General features: G+C 66.0%; 14 protein-coding genes and 1 pseudogene. All 15 read left to right on the top strand.

Going from position 1 to position 17940, the window contains the following annotated elements; genetic code table 11:
- Positions 1-504: 504 nt before the first annotated feature.
- The 15 genes and pseudogenes from ftsW to ligA all read left to right on the top strand — a co-directional run bounded on the left by ftsW (position 505) and on the right by ligA (position 17933).
- Entirely contained in the window at positions 505-1656 is a 1152-nt protein-coding gene (gene ftsW / locus JQ586_RS32580) for a putative lipid II flippase FtsW (protein ID WP_212398734.1), read from the top strand.
- A gap of 35 nt (positions 1657-1691) precedes the next feature.
- Positions 1692-2804 (top strand): UDP-N-acetylglucosamine--N-acetylmuramyl-(pentapeptide) pyrophosphoryl-undecaprenol N-acetylglucosamine transferase, encoded by a 1113-nt coding sequence (locus JQ586_RS32575; RefSeq protein ID WP_212398733.1) that lies wholly within the window; start codon positions 1692-1694, stop codon positions 2802-2804.
- Between the two features lie 19 nt (positions 2805-2823).
- Positions 2824-2973, top strand: a complete 150-nt coding sequence (locus JQ586_RS32570) for a hypothetical protein (RefSeq protein ID WP_212398732.1) — start codon at positions 2824-2826, stop codon at positions 2971-2973.
- Positions 2974-3072: 99 nt separating this feature from the next.
- Positions 3073-3615: a hypothetical protein gene (locus JQ586_RS32565; protein ID WP_212398731.1), complete on the top strand. Its 543-nt coding sequence runs from the start codon at positions 3073-3075 to the stop codon at positions 3613-3615.
- A 123-nt stretch (positions 3616-3738) separates the two neighbouring features.
- Positions 3739-5142 (top strand): UDP-N-acetylmuramate--L-alanine ligase, encoded by a 1404-nt coding sequence (murC, locus tag JQ586_RS32560; RefSeq protein ID WP_212398730.1) that lies wholly within the window; start codon positions 3739-3741, stop codon positions 5140-5142.
- 2 nt (positions 5143-5144) lie between these two features.
- Positions 5145-6068 carry a UDP-N-acetylmuramate dehydrogenase gene (murB, locus tag JQ586_RS32555; protein ID WP_212398738.1) on the top strand — a complete coding sequence of 308 codons (924 nt, stop codon included), beginning with the start codon at positions 5145-5147 and terminating at the stop codon, positions 6066-6068.
- Positions 6068-7054, top strand: coding sequence for a D-alanine--D-alanine ligase (locus tag JQ586_RS32550; protein ID WP_212398729.1), 987 nt, complete (start codon positions 6068-6070; stop codon positions 7052-7054). The genes murB and JQ586_RS32550 overlap by 1 nt, the downstream gene beginning before the upstream one ends.
- A 92-nt stretch (positions 7055-7146) precedes the next feature.
- A pseudogene (locus JQ586_RS40765) lies at positions 7147-7440 on the top strand (D-alanine--D-alanine ligase); the annotation flags it as partial.
- Entirely contained in the window at positions 7380-8387 is a 1008-nt protein-coding gene (locus JQ586_RS32545) for a cell division protein FtsQ/DivIB (RefSeq protein WP_212398728.1), read from the top strand. The pseudogene JQ586_RS40765 and the gene JQ586_RS32545, both read left to right, overlap by 61 nt.
- Positions 8384-9700, top strand: coding sequence for a cell division protein FtsA (ftsA, locus tag JQ586_RS32540; protein WP_212398727.1), 1317 nt, complete (start codon positions 8384-8386; stop codon positions 9698-9700). Before JQ586_RS32545 ends, ftsA begins: the two co-directional genes overlap by 4 nt.
- An 89-nt stretch (positions 9701-9789) precedes the next feature.
- Positions 9790-11583, top strand: coding sequence for a cell division protein FtsZ (gene ftsZ, locus JQ586_RS32535; RefSeq protein ID WP_212398726.1), 1794 nt, complete (start codon positions 9790-9792; stop codon positions 11581-11583).
- Positions 11584-11932: 349 nt separating this feature from the next.
- Positions 11933-12895: a UDP-3-O-acyl-N-acetylglucosamine deacetylase gene (gene lpxC / locus JQ586_RS32530; RefSeq protein ID WP_212398725.1), complete on the top strand. Its 963-nt coding sequence runs from the start codon at positions 11933-11935 to the stop codon at positions 12893-12895.
- Between the two features lie 291 nt (positions 12896-13186).
- Positions 13187-14095, top strand: coding sequence for an outer membrane protein assembly factor BamD (locus JQ586_RS32525; RefSeq protein WP_212398724.1), 909 nt, complete (start codon positions 13187-13189; stop codon positions 14093-14095).
- A gap of 13 nt (positions 14096-14108) precedes the next feature.
- Positions 14109-15779, top strand: a complete 1671-nt coding sequence (gene recN / locus JQ586_RS32520; RefSeq protein WP_212398723.1) for a DNA repair protein RecN — start codon at positions 14109-14111, stop codon at positions 15777-15779.
- 6 nt (positions 15780-15785) lie between these two features.
- Positions 15786-17933: an NAD-dependent DNA ligase LigA gene (ligA, locus tag JQ586_RS32515; protein ID WP_212398722.1), complete on the top strand. Its 2148-nt coding sequence runs from the start codon at positions 15786-15788 to the stop codon at positions 17931-17933.
- The last annotated feature ends 7 nt before the right edge of the window (positions 17934-17940 follow it).

Below are 17940 nucleotides of genomic sequence, written 5' to 3'. Positions count from 1 at the left end.
CGCATGCGTGACTGACGAGAGCGCATGAGGCGGACGGCGAAATCGTGCAGGCCTGACGCCCTAGTGGCAGGTGTCTCATCGGAGGAGGCCAACGCCCCTTCCGTATGACGGTGACAAAAGAGCCCAGTCTCGCCGGGGAGAGCACGTATAAGCCGTAACCCATCGCGCAGGGAAAGCCGGGTTGTTCCCGGTTACACCTGTGGTCCTACCCCCGTGCTTTCTACCTTGCACGGGGCCCATGGGTGCGATCGGCACCCGGCTTTCCCTGCGCCCTCTGCTCACAGAGCGGCGAAACGAAGGGCAGAACTCGGACAGTTCATGTCGCGAGAGCGCGAACCCATGTCGCACAATGCGAACCATAAAAGCGCTGTTGTGCTGGCCTTTGCCGGGACGACAGCGGCGGGCGCGGTCAACCCGCCTCCCTCAAAAGTTACCCATCCCGTTAACGTGCTGGAAACCATCCTGGGCCACCAATGATGCCACCTCTGCCATCTGGGGACATCCATGCTCGCCCGTGACCAACGCACCCCGTTTTCGGACTGGTGGTGGACCGTCGACAAGCTGCTGCTTGCGGCGATCATTGCGCTGATGCTGGCGGGCGTCATCCTGTCGCTGGCGGCGAGCCCGCCGGTGGCGACCCGTATCGGGCTCGATCCCTTCCATTTCTTCAACCGGCACGTGATGTTCCTCGCACCGTCGCTGATCGTGCTGCTCGCGGTGTCGTTCATGACGCCGCGGCAGATCCGGCGCACGGCGCTGGTCGTGTTCGCGCTCAGCATCTTCCTGATCGTGGTGACGCTCCTGGTCGGACCCGAGGTCAAGGGCTCGCGGCGCTGGATCACGCTGCTCGGCGTCAACATCCAGGCATCGGAATGCGCAAAGCCCGCCTTCGTGATCGTCGCGGCCTGGCTGTTCGCGGAATCGACCAAGCGGCCGGAAATGCCGGCGACCTCGATGGCGCTGGTGCTCCTGATGATGCTGGTCACGCTGCTGGTGATGGAGCCTGACTTCGGCCAGACCATGCTGATCCTGACGGTGTGGGGCGCGCTGTTCTTCATCGCGGGCATGCGGATGATCTGGGTGTTCGGACTCGCGGGAGCAGCCGGAGCCGGCCTGTTCGGCGCCTATCTGCTGGTGCCGCACGTCGCCGGCCGCATCAAGCGCTTCATGAACCCCGCCTCCGGCGACACCTTCCAGGTCGACACCGCGATGGAAGCATTCTGGAACGGCGGCTGGTTCGGGCTGGGACCCGGAGAGGGAATTGCAAAGCGCAGCCTGCCCGACAGCCACACCGACTTCGTGTTCGCGGTTGCCGCCGAGGAGTTCGGCATCATCCTCTGCCTGATGCTGGTGGCGCTGTTCGCCTTCGTCGTGATCCGCACGCTGACGCGGGCCTATTCCACCGACGACACGTTCGCGCGCTTCGCAGCATCCGGGCTCGCCATCCTGTTCGGCGTGCAGGCCGCAATCAACATGGCTGTCAATCTGCAACTGATCCCGGCCAAGGGCATGACACTGCCGTTCATCTCCTATGGCGGCTCCTCGTTCGTGTCGCTCGCCTATGGCGTCGGCATGATGCTGGCACTGACGCGGCAGCGGCCGCGCACCGAGATCGAATCGATGGAAGGCGCCAGCAATCAGCGCGCCTACGCGTAGGTGACTGTGACGGTAGCGTCGGCTATCTGGAAGCCATGGATAACGCGCCCCTGATTCTGCTGGCGGCCGGCGGCACCGGCGGCCATCTGTTCCCGGCCGAAGCGCTCGCGGTAGAGCTGCTCCGGCGCGGCCTGCGCGTGCGGCTTGCGACCGATGGCCGCGCGCTGCGCTACTCCGGCCTGTTCGCCAGGGACACGATCGACCTGGTGCCGAGCGCCACCGTTCGCAGCCGCAATCCGATCTCGCTGGGGCGGACCGCGCTGATGCTGGGCTATGGCACCCTGGTCGCCGCCAACCTGGTGCGTCGGCTGAAACCGTCAGCCGTGGTCGGCTTCGGCGGCTACCCGACCTTGCCGCCGCTGATCGGGGCGCGCCTGCTCGGCGTGCCCTGCATCATCCATGATGCCAATGCGGTGCTCGGCCGCGCCAACCGTTTCCTCTCCACCCGTGTCGATGCGATCGCCACCTCGCTGCCCGGCGTGCTCGACCGCGATCCCGCGCTCGCCGGCAAGACGACCACGGTCGGCACGCCGATGCGCCCGGCGATCCTTGCGGCTGCCGCGGTGAAATATGCGCCGCCCGACGCGGGCGGCCCGCTGCGCATGCTGGTCGTCGGCGGCAGCCAGGGCGCGCGGGTGATGAGCGATATCGTGCCGCCGGCGATCGAGAAGCTCGATCCTGCGCTATGGGGCCGCCTGATCCTCACCCAGCAGGTGCGCGAAGAGGACATGGCGCGGGTGCGCGCGGTCTACGACCGGCTCAAGATCAATGCCGAGCTCGCGCCGTTCTTCTCGGATTTGCCGGCGCGGCTTGCCTCGAGCCAGTTCGTGATCTCGCGCTCCGGCGCCGGCACGGTCGCCGAGCTCGCCGCGATCGGCCGGCCCTCGATCCTGGTGCCGCTGCCCGGCGCGATCGACCAGGACCAGTTCGCCAACGCCGGCGTGCTGTCGCAGGCGGGCGGCGCGATCCGCCTCGCGCAGGCCGACTTCACGCCGGATCGGCTGGCCGCCGAAATCTCGGCCTTCGCCACCGAGCCTGCGAAGCTCGCAACGATGGCGATCGCCGCGCGCGGCGCCGGCCGGCTCGATGCCGCCGAGCGGCTGTCCGACCTGGTCATGAAGGTGGCCCGGATCGAGGCGGCGGGCTGAAGGCCGGAGGAGGCTGATCATGGCGGACCTGCTGATCCAGTCGGCCTCGGAATTCTCCGATCTGATCCTGCAGCCGCTCGAAACCATCCGGCTTGGCAATTGTCTCCGTGTCATCGAGGTGCGGGATGCAGCCGTCGAGGGTGTCGAGTCGGTTTGGAGAAGTTCGTGATCCGCGATCACACCATCGGCACCGGTGGCGATTCGACCGCGTGGCGTGCTAGAAGCTGCGGATATCGATGCCGTTCACCCGCTTTGCCGTTTCGGGTTCATGACGCAGCTGTTGCTTCTGCCATTGATCGTTTACGCCGCCTGCGGCCTCGCGTTCAGCCTTGTGGCGCACATCCTGTCGACGTTCGGAGTCAAGTTGGGAATGCCGGTGTTCGTGGCACTGCATGTCGGCATTTTTCCGCTCTGGATTCCGGTTGTGTTGCTGTCGATGAAGATGTCGGGAGGCGTGAACCGCAGGGATTTCTGGAAGGTGGCACTGTCCGGATGTCCCGCTTGGATGAAGTACTTGATCTACGGGTTCTTCATATACGCCATCGTGAATTTCGCGATCTTCGCCGTCCTCGCGTCGTTGCATCCTCCGCCGAAGCAGGTTCAAGGCGCCCCTCCGGCGTTGGTGCTTCACGGCTTCTCTGGTCATTGGATGGTGTTCTATGCGACGGGCCTGGCGATCTTGGTCACGGCCTATCGACGTGGCCTTTCGAATCTGCAGCGCCGCTGTCCATCGGGCCACAATGTCGGCTGGGGCGACCGGTTTTATCCAATATGCGGCTCCTCGCTTGTCGTGCCGGCAGATCCGGCCTAGGCCCAGATTTGTCTTGTGTTGTCACGCCAAAGCGAGGCATCCAGTCGCCTCAGGGGCGGCGGATTTGGTTCATATCCTTCGCCAGCCGTCGCCTGCACCAGTGGCCATGTTAGGAACCGGACCATGAGACTGCCGCGCGAGATCGGACCCATTCATTTCGTCGGGATCGGCGGCATCGGCATGAGCGGCATCGCCGAGGTGCTGCTCAATCTCGGCTACACGGTGCAGGGCTCGGACGCGTCAGACAACTACAACCTCGAACGGCTGCGCAAGAAAGGCGCGACCGTCTCGGTCGGCCACAAGGCAGAGAATGTCGACGGCGCCGACGTTGTCGTGGTATCGACCGCGATCAAGCGCGACAATCCGGAATTGATGGCGGCACGCGCGCTGCGCCTGCCCGTGGTGCGGCGCGCCGAGATGCTGGCGGAACTGATGCGGCTGAAGAGCTGCGTCGCGATCGCCGGCACCCACGGCAAAACCACCACGACCACGATGGTGGCGACCTTGCTCGACGCCGGCGGGCTCGATCCGACCGTGATCAACGGCGGCATCATCAACGCCTACGGCTCCAACGCGCGGCTCGGGGCCGGCGACTGGATGGTGGTCGAGGCCGACGAGAGCGACGGCACATTCCTGAAGCTGCCGTCCGATGTCGTGATCGTGACCAATGTCGATCCGGAGCATCTCGACCATTTCAAGACCTTCGAGGCGATCCAGGACGCTTTCCGCAGCTTCGTCGAGAACGTTCCGTTCTATGGTTTCGCGGTGATGTGCACCGACCATCCCGTGGTGCAGAACCTCGTCGGCCAGATCGAGGATCGCCGCATCATCACCTACGGCCAGAATCCTCAGGCCGACGCACGGCTGATGGATCTGACGCCGATGGGCGGCGGCTCGAAGTTCAAGGTCGCGATCCGCGATCGCAAGACCGGCGCGACGCACGAGATCGCCGACATCACTCTGCCGATGCCGGGACGTCACAACGCCTCGAATGCGACGGCGGCGATCGCGGTCGCGCACGAACTCGGCGTGTCCGACGACGTGATCCGCCAGGCCATGGCCGGCTTCGGCGGCGTGAAGCGGCGCTTCACCAGGACCGGTGAATGGAACGGCGTCACCGTGATCGACGATTACGGTCATCACCCGGTCGAGATCGCTGCTGTGCTGAAGGCGGCGCGGGAATCCACCAACGGCAAGATCATCGCGGTCGTGCAGCCGCATCGCTTCACCCGCCTGCAATCGCTGTTCGAGGAGTTCTGCACCTGCTTCAACGACGCCGACGCCGTCGTGGTCGCGGAGGTCTATCCCGCCGGCGAGGCGCCGATCCCGGGCATCGATCGCGATCATTTCGTCACCGGCCTGCGCACCCACGGCCACCGCAATGTCATTCCGCTGCCGAGCTCGACCGAACTCGCAAAGATCGCGCACGGCCTCGCCAGGCCGGGTGACCTCGTCGTTTGTCTCGGCGCCGGCAACATCACGCAATGGGCCTACGCGCTGCCCGACGAATTGAAGGCGCTGGGGTGACCGTGGCCTTTCCCGACATCACGCCCGAGCTGAAGGCCGCGATGCCGCTGCTGCGCGGGCGGTTGCTTGCCAACCAGTCGCTGGCGGAACTGACCTGGTTTCGCGTCGGCGGTCCGGCGCAGGTGCTGTTCACGCCGGCGGACGAGGATGATCTCGCTTATTTCCTGAAGCATCTGCCGCAGGAGCTGCCGGTCTATGTCGTCGGCGTCGGCTCCAATCTGATCGTGCGCGACGGCGGCATGCCCGGCGTCGTGATCCGGCTGGCGCCGCGCGCGTTCGGCGAGACCAGTGCAAGCGACGATATCGTCGCCGCAGGCGCCGCAGCGCTCGACAAGCGCGTGGCGGAGACGGCGGCAGCGGCCGGGATCGGCGGCATGGAGTTCTTCTTCGGCATTCCCGGCACTGTGGGCGGCGCATTGCGGATGAACGCCGGCGCCAATGGCGGCGAGACCAGGGATGTGCTGGTCGAGGCCACCGGCATCGGCCGCGACGGCACCAGGCACAGCTTCGGCAATGCCGACATGAAGTTCGTCTATCGCAACAGCGGCGTCGATCCCTCCATCATTTTCACCTCGGCGCGATTCCGTGGAAGCATCGCGGATGCGGAGGCCATCCGCGCCCGCATGAAAGAGGTGCAGGCCCATCGCGAGACCGCGCAGCCGATCCGCGAGAAGACCGGCGGCTCGACCTTCAAGAATCCGCCCGGCGACAGCGCCTGGAAACTGATCGATGCGGCCGGCTGTCGCGGACTGAAGGTCGGCGGCGCCCAGGTCTCGGAGATGCACTGCAATTTCCTGATCAACACCGGCAACGCCACCGGGCACGACATCGAAACATTGGGCGAGACGGTGCGCGAACGGGTGAAGCAATCCAGCGGAATCGAGCTACACTGGGAAATCAAGCGGATCGGGATCGGAAGGAACTGATGCGGGTCACCATTCTGTTCGGCGGCTCCAACAAGGAGCGACTGGTTTCGGTGGCAAGCGCGCAGGCGCTGCATCGCGCGCTGCCGGACGCTGACCTCTGGTTCTGGGATGTCGATGATACCGTCCACGAGGTCTCGTCAGAGAGATTGCTTGGTCACGCCCGGCCGTTCGAGATCGAGTTCAAGCCCGATGGTCGCGGCATCGACCTGCCGCAAGCGCTTGACAACGCGAAGCAGGAGGAGCGGGCGCTGGTGCTCGGCCTGCACGGCGGCCGCGCCGAGAATGGCGAATTGCAGGCAATGTGCGAGATGCGCGGCGTCCCGTTCACCGGCTCGGGTTCGGCCGCGTCGCATCTTGCCTTCGACAAGCCCTCGGCCAAGCGCTTCGCCGCGATTGCCGGCCTCAACGCGCCGCAGGGCATCGCCGTCGAACGGATCGACGAGGCGTTCGCCGAACACGGCAAGCTGATTGCAAAGCCCGCGAAGGATGGTTCGAGCTACGGGCTGATCTTCGTCAACGCCAGGCAGGATCTTGTCGCGGTCCGCAATGCCGCTCGCGCCGAGGACTATCTGATCGAGCCGTTCATATCCGGCGTGGAGGCGACCTGCGGCGTGCTCGAGCAGTCCGACGGCGCGGTGTTCGCGCTGCCGCCGATCGAGATCGTGCCGGGGGAGGGCGCCTTCGACTACACTGCCAAGTATCTCCTGAAATCGACGCAGGAGATTTGTCCAGGACGCTTCGCGCCCGAGGTTAGCGCCGCGATCATGGACGCCGCGGTGCGGGCGCACCATGCGTTGTCATGCTCCGGCTACTCCCGCAGCGACTTCATCGTGTCGCCGAAGGGGCCGGTCTATCTCGAAACCAACACGCTGCCTGGTCTCACGGCGGCATCATTGTACCCGAAGGCCCTGAAGGCGCAGGGCATTGGCTTCGCCGATTTTCTGAACGACCAGGTCGAGCTCGGTCGGCGACGCGTGCGGGGTTGAGGCCGGGATCCGCGACCCGCAGGCAGGATGGAACCGCACCCTATTGCTAAAATGTGAACGAGTTCGCGCCAAAGTACTCACAGCGTTGACCAAAACACGCCATCGGCGGGTCCGGTTTACCGTTTGTTTACCAGGAAGCCCGAAGGTTAACGCTGGCGGCGCATGTAGCGCTTGGCTGCCGGGGCGTGAGCTGTCGCGGATACCCGCTTCGAGGAACGCAACCAGGGAACAGGGGGTCACTCTAATCCCACCGGTCTTGCCGAGAGGTCACCTGTGCCGGGACCCGCGGGATTTTTGCGGGCACAACATGTGACGAGCTCGTGCAATGGACGGTGCAGGACGCCTCACCCGATCGCTGCGATCGCCGGGGCCTCAAGCTGACCTGAAAGCCGCCGCTATTAAAGCGGTGGTGCTGTTGCGCGAGCATGCCGCAAGGCGACTGGCGCGCCGTCGCGCTCGTCCTGCCAGGCCTCGGCCGGTGATCGACCGCGAGCCGTCGAACCATTTGATCCAGCTGGTCGAACGCTATCTGCCGCGCCGCGCCGGCCTCGCTGCAACGCTCGCGATCCTGCTCGGCAGCGCCGGCTTCGGCATCGTCAGGGGCGGTCACGTCGACGAATTCACCGCCGCGCTGAGCGACACCCGCAACGCTCTGGCCAACGCCGCGGGCTTCCGCATCACCACCGTCGGCATCAACGGCCGCAAGCAGCTCACCCAGGACGAGGTGCTCGCGATCGGCGGCGTCAACGGCCGCTCGTCGCTGCTGTTCCTCGATGCCGACACGGTGCGCGACCGCCTGAAGGCCAATCCCTGGATCGCCGACGCCACGATCCTGAAGCTCTATCCCGGCCGGCTGCAGATCGACATCGTCGAGCGCAGCGCGTTCGCACTGTGGCAGCAGGACGGCCATCTCTCGGTGATCGCGTCCGATGGCGCGGTGCTCGAGCCCTACGTGTCGCGCCGCTTCCTGAACCTGCCGCTGGTGGTGGGCAAGGGCGCCGACAGCCGCGCCAGGGATTTCCTCGCGCTGCTCGACCGCTACCCGCTGGTGCGCGACGTGACCAAGGCTGCGATCTTCGTCGGAGAACGGCGCTGGAACCTGCGCCTGAAGGACGGCCTCGACATCCGCCTTCCCGAGAACGACGTCGGCAACGCACTCGCCGCGCTCTCCAAGCTCGACAAGGAGGAGAAGCTGTTCTCGCGCGACATCGTCGCCGTCGACATGCGCCTGCCCGACCGCCTGATCGTGCAGCTGTCAGAGGACGCCGGCAAGGCACGCGACGAGCTGTTCAAGGACAAGAAGACCAAGAAGAAGGCCGGAGACTCCGCATGACCGGCCTCGACCGCAATCTCACTCCGAAGACGCGTCCGATGCAGAAGCGCACCGCGCTGGTGGCATCGCTCGACGTCGGTTCCAGCAAGATCGCCTGCATGATCGCGCGACTGACGCCGTCGCCGCCGAACGAGGCGCTGCGCGGTCGTACGCATGCGGTGGAATTGATCGGCTACAGCCAGATCCAGTCGCGCGGCGTCAAGGCCGGCGCGGTGGTCGATCTCGCCGAATGCGAGAAGGCGGTGCGCCATGCCGTGGCGCTGGCCGAGCGCATGGCCAAGGTTCGCGTCGAGTCCGTCCTGCTGTCGGTGTCCGGCGGCCGTCTGCACGGTCAGCTCGTTGAGGCGGCCGCCGATATCCGCGGCGGCTCGGTCACATCAGACGATATCAGCCGCGTCACCTCGGCCGGCATGCGCCACGCCACCGGCGCGGGCCGCACCGTTCTGCATGCGCTGCCGGTGGGCTACGCACTCGACGGCGTCAAGGGCATCCGCGACCCGCGCGGCATGGTGGCGCGGCAGTTCGGCGTCGACATGAACGTGGTGACGTCGGACGCGACCGTCGCCAAGAACCTGATGCTGGTGGTGGAGCGCTGCCATCTCAACGTCGAAGCGATGGCGGCGAGTCCGTATGTCGCGGGCCTGTCGGTCCTGACCGATGACGAGGCCGATCTCGGCGCCGCCGTCGTCGAGATGGGCGCGGGTTCGACCACGATCGCGACCTATTCCGGCGGACGCTTCGTGCACGCATCCGGATTTGCGCTCGGCGGGCAACACATCACGATGGATCTTGCGCGCGGCATCGGGGCGTGCATTGCGGATGCCGAGCGAATCAAGACTTTATACGGCACGGTGCTGCCCGGCGGCTCGGATTCCCGCGAGCTGATGTCGGTCCCCACCGCAGGCGATGATCGGGAGACTCCGCAGATCGTATCCCGCGCCACGATCGCGAACATTGTCCGGCATCGTGCCGAGGAGATTTTTGAGATGGTCCGTGACCGGCTCGCGGATTCCCCCTTTGCGGCCGAGCCGAGGGCGCTCGTGGTGTTGAGCGGCGGCGCCTCGCAGCTCACCGGTACCGTCGAGCTCGCCACCCGCATCCTGAACCGTCAGGTCCGCATCGGCCGCCCGCTCGGCTTCGGCCGGCTGCCCAACGAAGCCAAGGGCGCTTCGTTCTCGGTGCCCGCGGGCCTCCTGGTCTACCCGCAATACGCTCACCTGGAACACGTCGAACCGCGGCGCACGCGGCAGCTCAAGACAGGGACAGACGGTTACTTCGGAAAGGTCGGACGATGGCTTCGCGAGGGCTTCTGATGACCGCATCCCGGCTCACAGCATTTTCACCAACTCCCGCGGCCGCCGGCCGGGGCGAACCAACGCGCGCGTAATCGAGAGAGGCAACCATGGCACTCAATCTGACCCCCCCTGACATCAGCGAGCTGAAACCGCGGATCACTGTCTTCGGCGTCGGAGGCGCGGGAGGCAACGCCGTCAACAACATGATCACCGCCGGGTTGCAGGGGGTCGACTTCGTCGTCGCCAACACCGACGCGCAGGCGCTGACCATGTCGAAGGCGCAGCGCATCATCCAGATGGGCACCCAGGTCACCCAGGGCCTCGGCGCCGGTTCGCAGCCCGATGTCGGCGCAGCTGCCGCGCAGGAGGTGATCGACGAACTCCGCGATCATCTCACCGGTGCCAACATGGTGTTCGTCACCGCAGGCATGGGCGGTGGCACCGGCACCGGCGCAGCACCCGTGATCGCCAAGGCCGCGCGCGAGATGGGCATCCTCACGGTCGGCGTGGTGACCAAGCCGTTCCACTTCGAAGGCCAGCGCCGCATGCGCACCGCGGAGTCCGGCATCGCCGAACTGCACAAGGTGGTCGACACGCTGCTGATCATTCCGAACCAGAACCTGTTCCGGGTCGCCAACGAGAAGACCACTTTCGCCGACGCCTTCGCGATGGCCGACCAGGTGCTCTACTCCGGCGTCGCCTGCATCACCGACCTGATGGTGAAGGAGGGCCTGATCAACCTCGACTTCGCCGACGTCCGCGCCGTGATGCGCGAGATGGGCAAGGCGATGATGGGCACCGGCGAGGCCACCGGCGAGAAGCGTGCGCTGACCGCGGCCGAGGCCGCGATCGCCAACCCGTTGATCGACGACAGCTCGATGAAGGGCGCCCGCGGCCTTCTGATCTCGATCACCGGCGGCAAGGACCTCACCCTGTTCGAGGTCGACGAAGCCGCGACCCGTATCCGCGAGGAGGTCGACCCCGACGCCAACATCATCGTGGGCGCGACCTTCGACGAATCGCTCGACGGCGTCATCCGCGTCTCGGTGGTCGCGACCGGCATCGAGCAGGCTGCCATCGCCCGCGCCCAGGCGCCCGCCCAGCAGCAGTCCAACGGTTCGCCGGAGAGCCGGCTCGCCGACCTGACGGCGCGCCTGCGCGCCGACAATCAGCGTCTTGCCGAACGCGCGCAGAAGCTGGAACCGGCGACCGGTGTCACCGTCGCCCCGATCGCAGCTCCGGCACCGGCCGCCGCACCCCAGCCGCGCCCGGCGACCAACAACGTCGAGCGCGCTGCGCTGGCGGCGATCGCTGCCGCGGTCTCCCCGGAGCCGGTTGCCCCGGCAGCGATGCAGCCGGCCTCCTATGGCGACGTCACCGTGCGCCCGATCGCCCAGAAGCCGTCGCTGTTCCCCGACCATGACGCCAAGGTCGAGCATCACGAGCCGATGCCGCCCGAAACCTTCATCCCGCAGGCCGCCGAGCGCTCCCCGGTCCGCGCGCCGCGGATGCCGAAGTTCGAGGATCTTCCGATGCCGGCACAGGCCGAGATCCGCCAGGCCCGCGGCGACGGTGAGGAGGAACATCCGCAGAAGACCCGGCTGTCGTTGCTGCAGCGGCTCGCCAATGTCGGCCTCGGCCGCCGCGACGAGGAGTCCGAGCCGCCGATCGCGGCCCGCGCCTCCGGCCCGGCCCCCTCGATGCCGCCGTTGCCCGACCGTCGGCAGGCTCGCAGCGTCGCGCAACAGATCGCGGCCAACGAACCGCCGGTATCGGAATATGCAAAGCGGCCCGCGCCGCAGGGATTGGACGCCCATGGCCGTCCCGCACCTGTTGCCCCGGCGCCACAGGGCGACGACCATCTTGATATCCCCGCCTTCCTGCGCCGGCAGGCAAACTGAAGTTTGTTACAACTCTGGCGACCAACAAGGCCCCGGCGGGAACCGCCGGGGCCTTCGTCTTTAGGCTGATGGGTGGTCACGGTTTGGTGAGCAAACACCTGATTTTAAAGGATTAATTATCCTTTGCGTGGTCAAATGTCGCTTTCGAGACGACCCTTTCCCTTGTCGCAATTTGGTTAACCTTGGGCGCCAATGCGGCGGAGATGGGGTAACAATCGGTAAAGAAGCGTGAGTTGGCGCGCTTTAGGGCCGTGACTATGGTCTGCCGTGACTTGGGGAGCTCAAGCGAGTCGGCCTTGGGGAAATTGGCCACTTGAATTGAGTGAAGTCGGGTAGTGGGCATTATCGAATGAAGTTGAACCGCCAAACAACGCTTCGGTCGCAAGCCACTGTGACTGGCGTCGGCGTACATTCCGGTCTTCCTGTCCATCTAACCTTGGGACCTGCACCGGTCGATGCGGGTTTTATTTTTATCCGCACGGGCCTTGAGGGCGCTGACCGCGAAATTCAGGCCACTGCCGATGCCGTGATCGCAACTGAATTTGCAACGGTGCTGGGAGACCGCCAAGGGCCGCTGGTGTCCACCGCCGAGCATGTATTGGCCGCGCTGCGTGGCATGGGCATCGACAACGCCACCATCGAGGTCGATGGTCCCGAAGTTCCGATCATGGACGGCAGTGCCGCCGCGTTCGTCGCCGCGATCGATCAGGCGGGCATCGTGTCCCAGCCCGCCGTCCGCCGTTTCATCCAGGTGCTCAAGCCGGTGCAGGTCAAGATCGGCGACTCCGTGGGCGAGCTGCGCCCGTTCGCCGGCGGGTTCCGCGCCGAGATCGAGATCGATTTCACCAATCCGGTGATCGGCCGCCAGAGCTATTCCTTCGACCTGTCGCCGGAGCGGTTCCGCCGTGACGTCGCGCGTGCCCGCACATTCGGTTGCATGAACGACGTCGCCCGGCTGTGGGGCGCCGGCTTCGCGCTCGGTGCCTCGTTCGAGAACACGGTGGTGTTCGACGAGACCCGCCTGCTCAACACCGAAGGCCTCCGCTACAGTGACGAATGCGCCCGCCACAAGGTATTGGACGCCATCGGCGACCTCGCGCTCGCCGGTCTGCCGCTGCTCGGCATCTACCGTTCGAGCCGCGGTGGCCACAAGCTCAATAACGCCGTGCTGAAGACCCTGCTGGCCGATCGCAGCGCCTGGCGGGTGGTTGAATCGGAGACCGCGCGGCGGCCGTCGCGCAGCCACGTCGAAGCCGGTGCCGGCACGGTGGGCGGCCTGATCGCCCCGGCGTACGGCCCGGACGTCTCCTGATCGGCTCGGCCGGACGCTATCCGCGCGAAATTCCTTGCGTTGTTGCAGCCGTTGGCATGTGTGTCCGGTCGCCTTAATCCGGGCGAAATGGCTCCGTATTCGGTTGGTCAAGGACCTTTTTTCGGCTAGACGAGCCTGCGGTTGCATGACACGGCGCCAATGGCTTGGGGAATAACGGACGGGACTATCGGCCGGGAATATTCATGGGGAATATTCAAGTCCATGATCGCGGTTCATGGATGGAGTGGGCTCCGCCGTTAACCGCATCACAGGCGTCAGGTTTTATATTTCATGTCGGCAAAGCGTATGGCGCTCGAACCACGCAAATCTTCTGACGTCTCCGGCCTCAGACAGGCCGCGCGCGCGCTGCGTTTCGCGGCGGGCCTGATTGTGCTCGGGCTGCCGCTCGGCGGCTGCGGCACCGGCGCGCTGTGGGACAAGTTCATGGCCAAGGACGACACCTTCGTCGATGAGCCCGCGGACAAGCTCTACAATGAGGGCTTGTACATGATGAACCAGAAGAAGGATCTGAAGTCTGCCTCGAAGAAGTTCGAGGAAGTCGACCGCCAGCATCCCTATTCGGAGTGGGCCCGCAAGTCGCTCCTGATGTCGGCCTATTCCTACTATCAGGCCGGCGACTATGACAGCTGCATCGGCTCGGCCACCCGCTACGTCACGCTGCATCCGGGCAGCCCGGATGCCGCCTATGCCCAGTACCTGATCGCGGCATCGCACTACGACCAGATTCCGGATATTTCCCGCGACCAGGGCCGCACCGAGAAGGCGATCGCTGCGCTGGAAGAGGTGGTGCGCAAATATCCGACCTCGGAATACGCCACCACCGCGAAGTCCAAGATCGAAGCCGCGCGCGACCAGCTCGCCGGCAAGGAGATGGCGGTCGGCCGCTACTACGCTGAGAAGCGCGACTTCACCGCCGCGATCAACCGCTACAAGACCGTAGTCACGCAGTATCAGACCACGCGCCATGTCGAGGAGGCGCTGTACCGGCTCACCGAGGCCTATATGGCGATCGGCATCACCGGCGAGGCGCAGACTGCGGCCGCCGTGCTTGGGCACAATTTTCCCGACAGCCGCTGGTACAAGGACGCCTATAATCTAGTAAAGTCCGGCGGTCTCGAGCCGAGCGAGAATCAGGGTTCCTGGATCAGCAGGACCTTCAAGAAGGTGGGCCTCGGCTAGGAATTGTCCTCGCATGCTTGCGCGTCTGTCGATCCGTGACATCGTCCTGATCGAACGGCTCGATATCGAATTTTCCCGTGGCCTTGCGGTGCTCACCGGCGAAACCGGCGCCGGCAAATCCATCCTGCTCGATGCCTTTGCGCTGGCGCTCGGCGGCCGCGGCGATGCCGGCCTCGTCCGCCACGGCGCGGAGCAGGGCCAGGTCACCGCTGTGTTCGATATACCGAAGAGCCATCCTGCGGCGAAGATCCTCGCCGACAACGGGCTCGACGATACCGGTGAGATGATCCTGCGCCGCGTGCAGCTCGCCGACGGCCGCACCCGCGCCTTCATCAACGACCAGGCGATCAGCGTGCAGACCCTGAAGGCGGTCGGCGCGGCCCTGGTCGAGATCCACGGCCAGCATGACGAACGCGCGCTGGTCGATGCCTCCACCCATCGCCAGCTGCTCGACGCCTTCGCCAGCCTCGAGAAGGACGTCGAGGCGCTGGAAGCGCTGTGGGACGCACGCCGCGCCGCCAATGCCGAACTCGACGAGCATCGCGCCGGCATGGAGCGTGCCGCGCGCGAGGCCGACTATCTGCGCCATGCCTCCCAGGAGTTGAAGGCGCTGGCGCCGAAGGAGGGCGAGGAGACTGAGCTCGCCAACCGTCGCACCACCATGATGCAGGGCGAGAAGATCGCGACCGACCTGCGCGAGGCGCAGGAGGCGATCGGCGGGTCGCATTCGCCGGTCGCGTCGCTTTCCGCCGCGGTGCGGCGGCTGGAGCGGCGCGCCGCCAACGCGCCCGCGCTGATCGAGCCCGCGGTGAAGGCGATCGATGTCGCGATCAACGCGCTTGAAGAGGCCGACCAGCATCTCAACGCGGCGCTCGCCGCGACCGATTTCGATCCGGCCGAGCTCGAGCGCATCGAGGAGCGGCTGTTTGCGCTGCGCGCGGCCTCGCGCAAATATTCGACGCCGGTCGATCTCTTGGCCGCGCTCGCCGCGCAATACGCTGGTGACGTCGCGTTGATCGATGCCGGCGCCGATCAGTTGAAGAAGCTGGAGGCGGCTGCCGGCGAGGCTGACAGGCGTTATGGCGCGGCCGCGGCAAAGCTGTCGGCGGCGCGGATCAAATCGGCCGAGAAGCTCAACAAGGCCGTCAATGCCGAGCTCGCGCCCCTCAAGCTCGACCGCGCCAGGTTCATGACCCAGGTCGACACCGACGCGGCCGCGCCGGGTCCGCAGGGCATCGACCGGGTCGAGTTCTGGGTTCAGACCAATCCTGGAACGAAGCCGGGACCGCTGATGAAGGTCGCCTCCGGCGGCGAGCTGTCGCGTTTCCTGCTGGCGCTGAAGGTCGTGCTGGCCGATCGAGGCTCGGCACCCACCCTGGTGTTCGACGAGATCGACACCGGCGTCGGCGGCGCGGTGGCGGATGCGATCGGCTCGCGGCTGTCGCGGCTTGCCGGCAAGGTGCAGGTGATGGCGGTGACGCACGCGCCGCAGGTCGCCGCCCGCGCCAGCCAGCACCTGCTGATCTCCAAGGACGCACTCGACAAGGGCAGGCGCGTCGCCACCCGCGTCAACGCGCTCGCCGCCGACCATCGCCGCGAGGAGATCGCGCGCATGCTGGCCGGTGCCGAGATCACCGCGGAGGCGAGGGCGGCCGCGGAACGGCTGCTCAGGGCAGCGAGTTAGCTTCTCATGGCCGCCAAGGCGAAGAAAGCGCTGGTCGACGTCGCCAAGCTGACCAAGCCGCAGGCCAGGGTCGAACTGACCCGGCTCGCGCTGGAGCTCGAAGGCCACGACAAGCGCTACTACCAGGACGACGCGCCCAGCGTCACCGATGCCGAATACGACGCGCTGCGGCAGCGCTACAACGCGATCGAGAAGCGCTTCCCCGAATTCGTCACCTCGGACTCGCCGTCGCAGAAGGTCGGCGCGGCGCCGTCGGGGCGGTTCAAGAAGGTTCGCCATTCCATCCCGATGCTGTCGCTCGACAATGCGTTTGCGGAAGCGGACGTGGTGGATTTCGTCGGCCGCATCGTGCGCTTCCTGAAGCTGCCGGACGACCGGATCGATTTCTCCGCCGAGCCCAAGATCGACGGCCTGTCGATGTCGCTGCGCTACGAGGGCGGCGAGCTCGTTACCGCGGCAACCCGCGGCGACGGCGCCGAGGGCGAGGACGTCACCGCCAATATCCGCACGCTCGAGGACGTGCCGCAGAAGCTGAAGGGCCGCAACGTGCCCGAGATCTGCGAGGTGCGCGGCGAGGTCTACATGACCAAGAAGGCGTTCCTGGCGCTGAACGAGCGGCAGAAGGCCGAAGGCAGCACCATCTTCGCCAATCCGCGCAATTCGGCCGCCGGCTCGCTGCGGCAGAAGGATCCGACGATCACCGCCTCCCGTCCGCTCGGTTTCTTCGCCTATGCCTGGGGCCAGATGAGCGAGCTGCCGGAGGAGACGCAGACCGGCATGATCCACTGGTTCGAGCGCTGCGGCTTCAAGACCAATCCGCTCACCAGGCTGTGCCATTCGGTCGAGCAGCTCATCGCGTTCCACCGCAGGATCGAGGAGCAGCGCGCCGAGCTCGACTACGACATCGACGGCGTCGTCTACAAGGTCGACCGGATCGACTGGCAGGAGCGGCTCGGCTTCGTCTCGCGCACGCCGCGCTGGGCGATAGCACATAAATTCCCGGCCGAGCGCGCCATGACCGTGCTGCGCGACATCGAGATCCAGGTCGGGCGCACCGGCTCGTTCACGCCGGTCGGCAAGCTGGAGCCGGTCGGCGTCGGCGGCGTGATCGTGCAGAACGTCACGCTGCACAACGAGGACTACATCAAGGGCATCGGCAACAAGGGCGAGAGCTTGCGCGAGGGCCGCGACATCAGGATCGGCGACACTGTCGTGGTCCAGCGCGCCGGCGACGTGATCCCTCAGGTCGTCGACGTCGTGATCGACAAGCGGCCGAAGGCTGCCCGCGAATTCCAGTTCCCGAAGAAGTGCCCGTGTCCGCTGCACACCGACGTGGTGCGCGAGGAGACCGCGACCGGCGAGGAGGGCTCGCGGCTGCGTTGCAGCGGCGAGTTCGCCTGTCCGTTCCAGAAGATCGAGCATCTGAAGCTGTTCGTGTCCCGCCGCGCCTTCGACATCGACGGCCTCGGCGAGAAGCAGCTGCAATATTTCTTCGACGAAGGCTGGGTGAAGGAGCCTGGCGACATCTTCACGCTGCCGAAGCGCAACGCCAGGCTGAAGCTGGAGCAGATCGAAGGCTACGGCGAGACCTCGGTGCGCAACCTGTTCGCCGCGATCGAGGAGCGCCGCAGGATCTCGCTGGAGCGCTTCATCTACGCGCTCGGGATGCGCCATGTCGGCGAGACCACCGCGCTGGCGCTGGCCCGCGGCTACGGATCCTGGGACGCGTTCCACGACGCCTGTCTCAAGGTCGCCAGGGGTGACGAGGAGGCGATCGCCGAGATGGATGCGCTCGACCAGATCGGCGACACGGTGATCAAGAGCATCGCCGACTATTTCGGCGAAAAGCACAATCGTGGCATCGTCGAGCGGCTGACCGGAGAGCTGGCGGAGATCATCGACGCCGAGAAGCCGAAGAGCAATTCGGCGGTCGCGGGAAAGACCGTGGTGTTCACAGGCTCGCTCGAAAAGATGACTCGCGACGAAGCCAAGGCGACCGCCGAGCGGCTGGGCGCCAAGGCCGCGGGCTCAGTGTCGAAGAAGACGGACTACGTGGTCGCAGGTCCCGGCGCCGGCTCGAAGCTCGCCGAAGCGCAGAAGCATGGCGTGACTGTACTGACCGAAGACGAGTGGCTGAAGCTGATCGGGGAGTAGGGGCGCA

Source organism: Bradyrhizobium jicamae (assembly GCF_018130215.1).
Classification (GTDB): Bacteria; Pseudomonadota; Alphaproteobacteria; order Rhizobiales; family Xanthobacteraceae; genus Bradyrhizobium; species Bradyrhizobium jicamae_A.
The sequence above is the reverse complement of the archived record's forward strand: the minus strand, read 5'-3'. Positions and strand labels throughout refer to the sequence as shown.

Coding starts and splice junctions, on each gene's coding strand:
- ftsW (WP_212398734.1), top strand. CDS start 505: ATGCTCGCCCGTGACCAACGCACCCCGTTTTCGGACTGGTGGTGGACC.
- JQ586_RS32575 (WP_212398733.1), top strand. CDS start 1,692: ATGGATAACGCGCCCCTGATTCTGCTGGCGGCCGGCGGCACCGGCGGC.
- JQ586_RS32570 (WP_212398732.1), top strand. CDS start 2,824: ATGGCGGACCTGCTGATCCAGTCGGCCTCGGAATTCTCCGATCTGATC.
- JQ586_RS32565 (WP_212398731.1), top strand. CDS start 3,073: ATGACGCAGCTGTTGCTTCTGCCATTGATCGTTTACGCCGCCTGCGGC.
- murC (WP_212398730.1), top strand. CDS start 3,739: ATGAGACTGCCGCGCGAGATCGGACCCATTCATTTCGTCGGGATCGGC.
- JQ586_RS32550 (WP_212398729.1), top strand. CDS start 6,068: ATGCGGGTCACCATTCTGTTCGGCGGCTCCAACAAGGAGCGACTGGTT.
- JQ586_RS32545 (WP_212398728.1), top strand. CDS start 7,380: ATGGACGGTGCAGGACGCCTCACCCGATCGCTGCGATCGCCGGGGCCT.
- ftsA (WP_212398727.1), top strand. CDS start 8,384: ATGACCGGCCTCGACCGCAATCTCACTCCGAAGACGCGTCCGATGCAG.
- ftsZ (WP_212398726.1), top strand. CDS start 9,790: ATGGCACTCAATCTGACCCCCCCTGACATCAGCGAGCTGAAACCGCGG.
- lpxC (WP_212398725.1), top strand. CDS start 11,933: ATGAAGTTGAACCGCCAAACAACGCTTCGGTCGCAAGCCACTGTGACT.
- JQ586_RS32525 (WP_212398724.1), top strand. CDS start 13,187: ATGTCGGCAAAGCGTATGGCGCTCGAACCACGCAAATCTTCTGACGTC.
- recN (WP_212398723.1), top strand. CDS start 14,109: ATGCTTGCGCGTCTGTCGATCCGTGACATCGTCCTGATCGAACGGCTC.
- ligA (WP_212398722.1), top strand. CDS start 15,786: ATGGCCGCCAAGGCGAAGAAAGCGCTGGTCGACGTCGCCAAGCTGACC.